Source organism: uncultured Mailhella sp. (assembly GCF_905187505.1).
GTDB lineage: Bacteria > Desulfobacterota > Desulfovibrionia > Desulfovibrionales > Desulfovibrionaceae > Mailhella.
In genome coordinates this window covers 1-7,404 of record NZ_CAJJIC010000123.1, presented here as the reverse complement: position 1 = coordinate 7,404, position 7,404 = coordinate 1, and the positions used below count along the sequence as shown (strand labels likewise).

The following is a 7,404-nucleotide window of genomic DNA, read 5'->3' as shown; positions in this document are numbered from 1 at the left end:
CGAGCTCCTTCAGAACCGGACCGAACGCGCCGTTCCGACCGAGCAGAAGAATGAGATAGTACCCGAGAACGGTGGGCGGGAGCACCATGGGCAGCGTGCACAGGGAGTCGATGACGGCGGCGCACACGGATCGGCGTCTGGCCAGAAGACGGGCCGTAAGGGTGCCGAGAATCAGGGAGGCCAGCGTGGAGAGTCCGGCGACTTTCAACGAAAGATAGATGGGAAGCAGGGAAAACTGCTGCCCGAACAGGGAAAATTCCATGGGTGCGCTCCTTTCCATTTCAAAATAGCAGGAATGGGCGCACGGAGCAAGACGCAACCTGATAATTCCATGCGATTTTATGGAAAGTTTTCTTGTTTCCCAATGGGAACAAGCGACGCAGTTCCGGCGGGGTGGACGACGCTTGCAGGAAGGGAGAAAAGGGAAGGGGCGTCCCGTGCCGCAGTGCTGCGGACGCCGGGGGAAAGGGGAGAAGGGCTCGAAGAAGAGGCAGATTGTTTCTGCGGCTTTTCCCCTCCGGCATTCGGCAGATAATCTCGACACGGGGCAAGAGCGCGCCGTGCGTCCCAAGATTCTTTCCGCCGGTCTCTTCGCGTGTCGTTGCGATCGCGTATTCGCCGTACCGGAGATAAAAAAACGGCCCTGTAAAAAGGGCCGTTCCGAGGTCAAAGGGGATCAGAACAGACTGTCGGCTTTGTCCGTGACTTCGATTTCGCCGTCGTTGCCGAGGAAGACCTCAAACTGCCTGAGACCGTTGCTTTGTGTTCCCATGACGCCGGGGAGCACCTGCGCCATGCTGAACATGAGCGTGCGGAAGTCTTCGTTGCCGGAAGAGCAGCGCAGGGAGGTGCGCCATATCTGCCGGTCCTGCTTCTTGTCGGGCGTCAGGACGTAGGCTTCGATAAGAAGATTGGCGGTGTATATGGTCGTACTCGTGACGACGGGTTCATCGACGTAGACATACTCGACATGACGGTATCTGCCTCGTCCCACCACCACGGGGTGGGTGCGCGTGATGGTGTCGGTGTCAATGTGCACGCGGGGTTCGTCCATCCAGTAGCTGACGACGGCCACGTTGTCGGCGTTCTTTATGTCGTCGACCACGGCGTAGCCGCGTGCCCGGAAGGCCGGGGTGATCTGCCGCACCACTTCGCGGAAGAGCAGGTCGCTTTCGCTCACGCCTTCATTGCCCGGCTGCATGAAGTATACGGTGCCCGAAGGTTGCTGCGCATCGCGCAGGGAGTCCACGGAAACGTTGTAGTAGGTGCCGCATCCGGTCAGCAGAAGCGCACAAAGCAGAAGGAAAAGTCGCATGACGGGCATGATGGCCTCCCCAGAGAAATGCCGCGGGCATGAAAAAAGGGGTACCGGAATCCGGTACCCCTTACAGGCAAATGGTGCGCCCGGCGCGAGTCGAACGCGCGACCTACAGCTCCGGAGGCTGTCGCTCTATCCAGCTGAGCCACGGGCGCAAGGGGAAAAACCCCGATGTGAGAGGGACTATGCACCGCAAAAGGCAGATTGTCAACGCCTTTTCTGCGGCCGGAGCGGGATGGAATCAGCGGCCCATGCCGTTCAGGAAGTCCTTGTTGCTCTTGGTTCCCTTCATCTTGTCCAGCAAAAATTCCATGCCGTCGATGGGGGACATGGGCGCGAGAATCTTGCGCAGAATCCAGACGCGATTGAGCACGTCTTCGCCGAGAAGCAGATCTTCCTTGCGCGTGCCGGTGCGGTTGATGTCGATGGCGGGAAACACGCGTTTGTCGGAAAGATGCCGGTCAAGATAGATTTCGCAGTTGCCGGTTCCCTTGAATTCTTCAAAAATGACTTCGTCCATGCGGGAGCCGGTGTCGATGAGCGCGGTGGCGATGATGGTGAGGGATCCGCCGCCTTCGATGTTGCGGGCTGCGCCGAAGAAGCGCTTGGGGCGCTGAAGGGCGTTGGCGTCGAGGCCGCCGGAAAGCACGCGGCCGCTCGAGGGCGTCACGGTGTTGTAGGCGCGTCCGAGCCTGGTGATGGAGTCGAGAAGAATAACCACGTCGCGCTTGCGCTCCACGAGACGCTTGGCTTTTTCCAGCACCATTTCGCACACCTGCACGTGACGCTGCGGAGGTTCGTCGAACGTGGAGCTGACCACTTCCGCATTTTTCACCGTGCGTTCCATGTCCGTGACTTCTTCCGGACGTTCGTCCACCAGAAGAATGATCAGGTAGGCGTCGGGATAGTTGGCGTTGATGGCGTTGGCTATGGTCTGGAGCAGGATGGTCTTGCCGGTTCTCGGCGGGGCCACGATGAGGGCGCGCTGTCCGCGGCCGATGGGAGACATGAGGTCGATGATGCGCGACGACATGTTCTTGGGATCGGTCTCCATGCGGAACTGCTGGTCGGGATACACGGGGGTGAGGTTGTCGAACAGCACCAGATGTCTGGCGTTTTCCGGAGGTTCGAAACCTATCTCATTGACGCGCACGAGCGCGAAGTAGCGTTCTCCTTCCTTGGGAGGACGTATCTGGCCGGAAACGCAGTCGCCCTTGCGCAGATGGTAGCGGCGTATCTGAGAAGGGGAGACATAGACGTCGTCCGGACCGGGCATGTAGCTGCACAGGGGAGAGCGGAGAAATCCGTATCCGTCGGGCAGGATTTCCAGAACGCCGTCGCTGTGGATGACGCCGTTTTGCGATGCGCAGGCCTGGAGCAGGGCGAAGATGAGTTCCTGCTTGCGCATGGAGCTCGCGTTTTCAAGCTGATACTTGTCCGCGAGATCCATGAGATCCTGCATTTTGCGGGTCTTGAGTTCCGTGAGGTTCAGGACGCTTTCGTCAAGAAGAGGAGCAGATTCTACAGTTTCGGGCTCGACAGGAGCTTTACGTTTCCGTATGGGCATAGAGATACCACCGGGAAAAGGGGAAGATGAAGAAAGGGCACGTCGAAAGATGGCGTGACGACAGAGAAGAATAAAAGAGGGAGACCGGACGAAGACAGCCGACCGGCAGAAAAAACATAGAGCTTTTTTCCGACATTGGCAAGTCCCGGGGCGCCTTCCGTCATTTTTTGCGCGTGTTGACCACGTTGATTGCCCGTTCCGGCCCGTCGACGGCAAAGCGTATGACGGCGTCCACGGCGTTGGGGAAGGTCTTTTCCATGATGTCCCGTTCCGGTTCGGCAAAGTGTCCGAGCACCCAGGGGATGATCTGCTCTCTGTTTTCCGGCTTGCCCACGCCTATGCGGAGGCGATAGAAGTCCGGCGTGCCGAGGCGCTGCTGTATGGACTTTATGCCGTTGTGTCCGGCGGCGCTTCCGCCCTTCTTGAGCTTGAGCCTGCCCGGTTCGAGGTCGAGCTCGTCGTGGATCACGAGAAGCTGATCGGGCTGAAGACGGTACCAGAACATGAGAGGCTGCACCGCGTCGCCGCTCAGGTTCATGAAGGTCTGGGGCATGGCCACGAGCCATGTGCCGCCGCCGGGAATCTGTATGCGCCACAGCAGGGCGTTGAACCGGGAACCGGAGAGCGTTTCCGGGCTGCGTCCGTTGCCGCGTTCCGCCTCCTCAAGAAGAAGCTGTACGGTCATGAAGCCGGCGTTGTGGCGCGTTCCTCTGTATTTGGGCCCGGGGTTGCCGAGTCCGACGATGAGTCCGTTGAGATCCATGCTGGTATTCCGAAGGTTTGATGGGAAAAGGTCGCAGGGCCGCGACATGCGGACGAATGTGCGGCAGAGCGGGACGCGTGTCAAGGTCTTCCTTGGCAAGCGGGGGCGCAGATGGTACATGACGGGGGCGGGGCGTCCCCGCGTGTCATGAAAACAAAACGGCAGGAGTGTCAATATGCCGCAGTTGTATCGTCTGGACATCGTTGTTGCCGAAGAGGATTTTCCGCTTGCGGAAGCGCTGGTGGCGCAGAGCGCCGGAGCCGGCTGGGAGGAGGAGTCTCTTCCCACGGGAGAAATGCTGCTTCGCGTGACGGGTGAAAGCGAAGAGGAACGCGAAACGCTGGCCCGAAGCGTGGAGACCATGCTCCCCGGAGCCGCGCTTTCCCGCGAGACCCTTCCCGACACGGACTGGCTGGCCGGATGGCGCAGCTACTTCACGCCCGTGCAGGCAGGGGACTTTCTCATCCTTCCGCCGTGGATGAAGGATGAGGCCGCCGAAGGCCGCATTCCCGTCGTCATCGAACCGAAGTCCGCCTTCGGCACGGGACATCACCCCACGACCACCATGTGCCTTGAGGCCATAAGCCTGCTGCACAGGGCCGGAATGCTGAAGGCGGGACAGCGCTTTCTCGACATGGGCACCGGCACGGGCATTCTCGGCATAGGCTGCGTCAAGCTGGGGCTCTCCGGCTTCGGCGCGGACATCGATCCTCTCTCCATTTCTAATTCCCGGGAAAATTGCGACATGAACGGCGTGTCCGGGGAGTTCGACATTGAGGAAGGCAGCGTGGAGCTTGTGCAGGGGCAGCGCTTCGACGTGGTCATCGCCAACATTCTGGCCGGCCCGCTCAAGGAAATGGCTCCCATGCTCATGCCTCTGGTGAAGCCCGGCGGCTGTCTCATTCTTTCCGGCTTTCTTTCGGTTCAGGTGCCCGGCATGAAGGAAGCCTACGCCGCCATGGGCAAGGCCGGAGAGCTGCGCATGCCATCTCCTGCCTCCGATCCCACGCGTTCGGCCAGCCGTGACAATCCCGAGGCCGATGACTGGGTGTGCCTGTACTGGCCTTGCGTCGATGAAAAATAGACGCTTTTCCTGATGAGGGGAGAAAATGCGGTTCCGTTTCCTGCCGAAAAAGAGAGCGTTGAGTCTCGAAGGACGGCAGGTGACGGAAACTTTTAAAGCAATGCTTTAACTTGCCTGTGTGAGCGGCATGGAACCGGCGGAACATGCCGTGTTTCATGCCGCGTTTTCGATCAAGTCGCACGGAAGATTTTTCGTGAGATTCCGGCCTTGAAAGATTGCGGCTGAGAAAAACTGTGAGGCTTCAGAAAGAGCCTGTTTGCGTCTGCGGCGGGATGGGGGAGCGGTGAAGCTCGCACACGCAAGTGTCGATTTTTCTGCGGAAGAGATGGTTGGGCCTGCAGATGCGGCGCTTGCGGCAAAAGCGTGGCTTTTCAGCCCTTTCGGAAGAGAATGCGTTGAAGATCAGCCACCGTGGATATGCCCTTGCTCTTGGGGTTTTCCGGGCAGATGATGGGCGAATAGCCGAGACGCAGCGCCTGCTTCATGCGCACGTCCTGTCCTGATACCGGACGCACCTGACCGTTGAGATCCACTTCGCCCCAGAGTACGCAGCGTTCCGGAAGAGGAATGTCGTAGAAGGAGGAGAGCAGCGCGGCCACGAGCGCAAGATCCAGTCCCGGTTCCTGAAGACGCATGCCGCCGCCCACCTTGGCGTAGATGTCCGCCTGACCGAAGTTGAGACGAAGCCGCTTTTCCAGCACGGCCAGAAGAAGATGAAGACGGTTGACGTCGAAGCCGAGGCCGGTGCGGCGCGGAATGGCAAGATAGCTTCGCGTGGCGAGGGCCTGTATTTCCACGGCCAGGGGGCGCTGTCCGTCCACGGCCATGACCACGGCCGTTCCGCTCAGCGAGGTGTCGCGGGCGCCGAGGAAGAAGGTGGAAGGGTCTTCCACGAGTTCCAGTCCCTTGCGCACCATGCGGAAAATGAGCAGTTCCTGATTCGGGCCGAAACGGTTTTTCAGCACGCGGAGCATGCGGAACATTTCTCTGCGGTCGCCTTCCAGCGAAATGACGGTGTCCACCAGATGCTCAAGAAGGCGCGGACCGGCCAGCGTGCCGTCCTTGGTGACGTGCCCCACGAGCACGAGCGTGGTTCCCGCGCGACGACAGCGTTCCACGAGCTCCGTGGCCACGGTGCGCACCTGACTGACGTTGCCGGGCAGCCCTTCGGCACTGTCCGAGGCAAGCGTCTGCACGGAGTCCACGATCATGAGGGCCGGAGCTGTTTCCGTATCCTCAAGCACGGGAAAAAGGTCTTCCACCCGGCTTGTGGCCACGGCAAGAAGGTTGTCATGGAGCACGTCCAGACGTTCGGCGCGGCTTCGTATCTGCGGCAGTGATTCTTCGCCGCTGGCATAGAGCACGAGCTTGTTTTCTCTGGCCACGGCTCCGGCAAGCTGCAGAAGCAGCGTGGATTTGCCGATGCCGGGTTCTCCTCCCACGAGTATGGCGGCACCGGGAACAAAGCCGTGGCCGAGCACGCGGTCGAGCGCATCAAGACCGGTGCCGAAGGCGGCGTGATCGCTGCCGGATACGCTGGAGAGCGGCTGTATGCGCGTAGCGGACGCGTGCTTTGCGGAGTGCGGTCGTGCCGAGGGAGTCTGGGCAAGGCGGGTAAGCTCAAGAGTGTTCCACTCCCGGCACTTCGGGCATTGCCCCTGCCACTGCGCGCTTTGGGCTCCGCAGGAGCGGCAGACATAGACTTCCCGTATTTTCGGCATGACCGTCTCTCGTAAGGACTACTTGTTGAAAAGGTTGATGCGGCGCAGATGACGTCCGCCTTCAAAGGCCGTGCTCAGGAACACGTCGACCATGCTGGCGGCAAGGCCCTGACCGGTGACGCGTTCACCGAGGCAGATGACGTTGGCATTGTTGTGGGCGCGCGCGTAGGTCGCATGGAATTCCGTGGTGCACAGCGCAGCGCGGATGCCGGGAACGCGGTTGGCGGCCATGCTCATGCCTATGCCCGTGCCGCACACGAGCACGCCGAGGGCGTTTTCATCCTTGAGAAGGGCGTCCGTGACGGCCTGGGCCTTGAGGGGATAGTCGCAGCTTGCGGGATCGGAAGGGCCGAGGTCATGCACGTCATGTCGCTTGTCCTTCAGATACTGCACAAGAAAGGTTTTAAGATTGAAGCCCCCATGGTCGGACGCAATGTAGATGATGCTCATTTCAGTCTCCAGTGACTCGGTGTGGAGGTGCGGGGTGTTCCCGTACCGTTTTATTGGTCCAGGGAATAGACGGCGAAACTGTCCGGAACGTCCAGATTCATGCTGGCGTCCGTCAGCGTGCCGGCGGGCCGGCGTTCCTTGACGAGCAGCACCATGCGCATGGGCGTGCCGTCGCTGTCCATGCTGCCGTCCAGACGGCGGGGAAGTTCCTGATCGTCGTAGGCAATGGAGAGCGACCAGTGTTTCCCCATGCTCAGCCGTACGGGAAGGGCATGGGCGTCAAGTTCCAGCTCGAAGTCCTGACCGCCTTGTCTGTAGCGGTAGACGATGCTGCCGTCGCCTCCGGTGACGTAGCGCTCAGGAGACGGCACGTCAAGGGCGGAAAGGTATCGTCCGGCCAGAAAGTCGTTGAGTTTTGTCATGCGCATGGGAAGGGGCAGGCCGAGCAGTCTGCGCAGCGTCTCCGGGGTCTCGGCTCCGACATAGGCCTTCTGGTCCCGC

6 protein-coding genes, 1 tRNA gene and 2 pseudogenes are annotated in these 7,404 nt (G+C 60.4%); 1 reads left to right on the top strand and 8 read right to left on the bottom strand.

Translation table 11 applies throughout. The features are described 5' to 3' along the window. From QZZ60_RS09685 to pth, 5 genes and pseudogenes are all read right to left on the bottom strand, one after another. A pseudogene (locus QZZ60_RS09685) lies at positions 1-262 on the bottom strand (molybdate ABC transporter permease subunit); the annotation flags it as partial. Between the two features lie 414 nt (positions 263-676). After that, positions 677-1,324 carry a hypothetical protein gene (locus QZZ60_RS09680; RefSeq protein ID WP_295640912.1) on the bottom strand — a complete coding sequence of 216 codons (648 nt, stop codon included), beginning with the start codon at positions 1,322-1,324 and terminating at the stop codon, positions 677-679. Positions 1,325-1,396: 72 nt separating this feature from the next. Then, a tRNA-Arg gene (locus tag QZZ60_RS09675) sits at positions 1,397-1,473 on the bottom strand. 86 nt (positions 1,474-1,559) lie between these two features. Further along, complete coding sequence (gene rho, locus QZZ60_RS09670; protein ID WP_295640914.1) at positions 1,560-2,810, bottom strand: transcription termination factor Rho; 1,251 nt, start codon at positions 2,808-2,810, stop codon at positions 1,560-1,562. 235 nt (positions 2,811-3,045) lie between these two features. Next, a complete protein-coding gene (gene pth / locus QZZ60_RS09665; protein WP_295640910.1) occupies positions 3,046-3,648 on the bottom strand; it encodes an aminoacyl-tRNA hydrolase in 603 nt (200 codons plus the stop codon). 175 nt (positions 3,649-3,823) lie between these two features. On the opposite strand from pth, the gene QZZ60_RS09660 reads away from it, so the two are divergent. Continuing rightward, the gene (locus QZZ60_RS09660; RefSeq protein WP_295640909.1) at positions 3,824-4,732 is read left to right on the top strand and encodes a 50S ribosomal protein L11 methyltransferase; all 909 of its coding nucleotides are present in this window, start codon (positions 3,824-3,826) and stop codon (positions 4,730-4,732) included. 371 nt (positions 4,733-5,103) lie between these two features. On the opposite strand, the gene radA is transcribed toward QZZ60_RS09660, so the two are convergent. From radA to QZZ60_RS09645, 3 genes and pseudogenes are all read right to left on the bottom strand, one after another. Further along, the gene (radA, locus tag QZZ60_RS09655) at positions 5,104-6,453 is read right to left on the bottom strand and encodes a DNA repair protein RadA (RefSeq protein WP_295640907.1); all 1,350 of its coding nucleotides are present in this window, start codon (positions 6,451-6,453) and stop codon (positions 5,104-5,106) included. Positions 6,454-6,471: 18 nt separating this feature from the next. Further along, positions 6,472-6,903, bottom strand: coding sequence for a ribose 5-phosphate isomerase B (gene rpiB, locus QZZ60_RS09650; protein WP_295640905.1), 432 nt, complete (start codon positions 6,901-6,903; stop codon positions 6,472-6,474). A 50-nt stretch (positions 6,904-6,953) separates the two neighbouring features. Continuing rightward, positions 6,954-7,404 (bottom strand): annotated as a pseudogene (locus QZZ60_RS09645) (hypothetical protein); the annotation flags it as partial.

Excerpts from the sequence above, each read along its gene's own strand:
- QZZ60_RS09680 (WP_295640912.1), bottom strand. The coding sequence starts at position 1,324 with ATGCCCGTCATGCGACTTTTCCTTCTGCTTTGTGCGCTTCTGCTGACC.
- pth (WP_295640910.1), bottom strand. The coding sequence starts at position 3,648 with ATGGATCTCAACGGACTCATCGTCGGACTCGGCAACCCCGGGCCCAAA.
- QZZ60_RS09660 (WP_295640909.1), top strand. The coding sequence starts at position 3,824 with ATGCCGCAGTTGTATCGTCTGGACATCGTTGTTGCCGAAGAGGATTTT.
- radA (WP_295640907.1), bottom strand. The coding sequence starts at position 6,453 with ATGCCGAAAATACGGGAAGTCTATGTCTGCCGCTCCTGCGGAGCCCAA.
- rpiB (WP_295640905.1), bottom strand. The coding sequence starts at position 6,903 with ATGAGCATCATCTACATTGCGTCCGACCATGGGGGCTTCAATCTTAAA.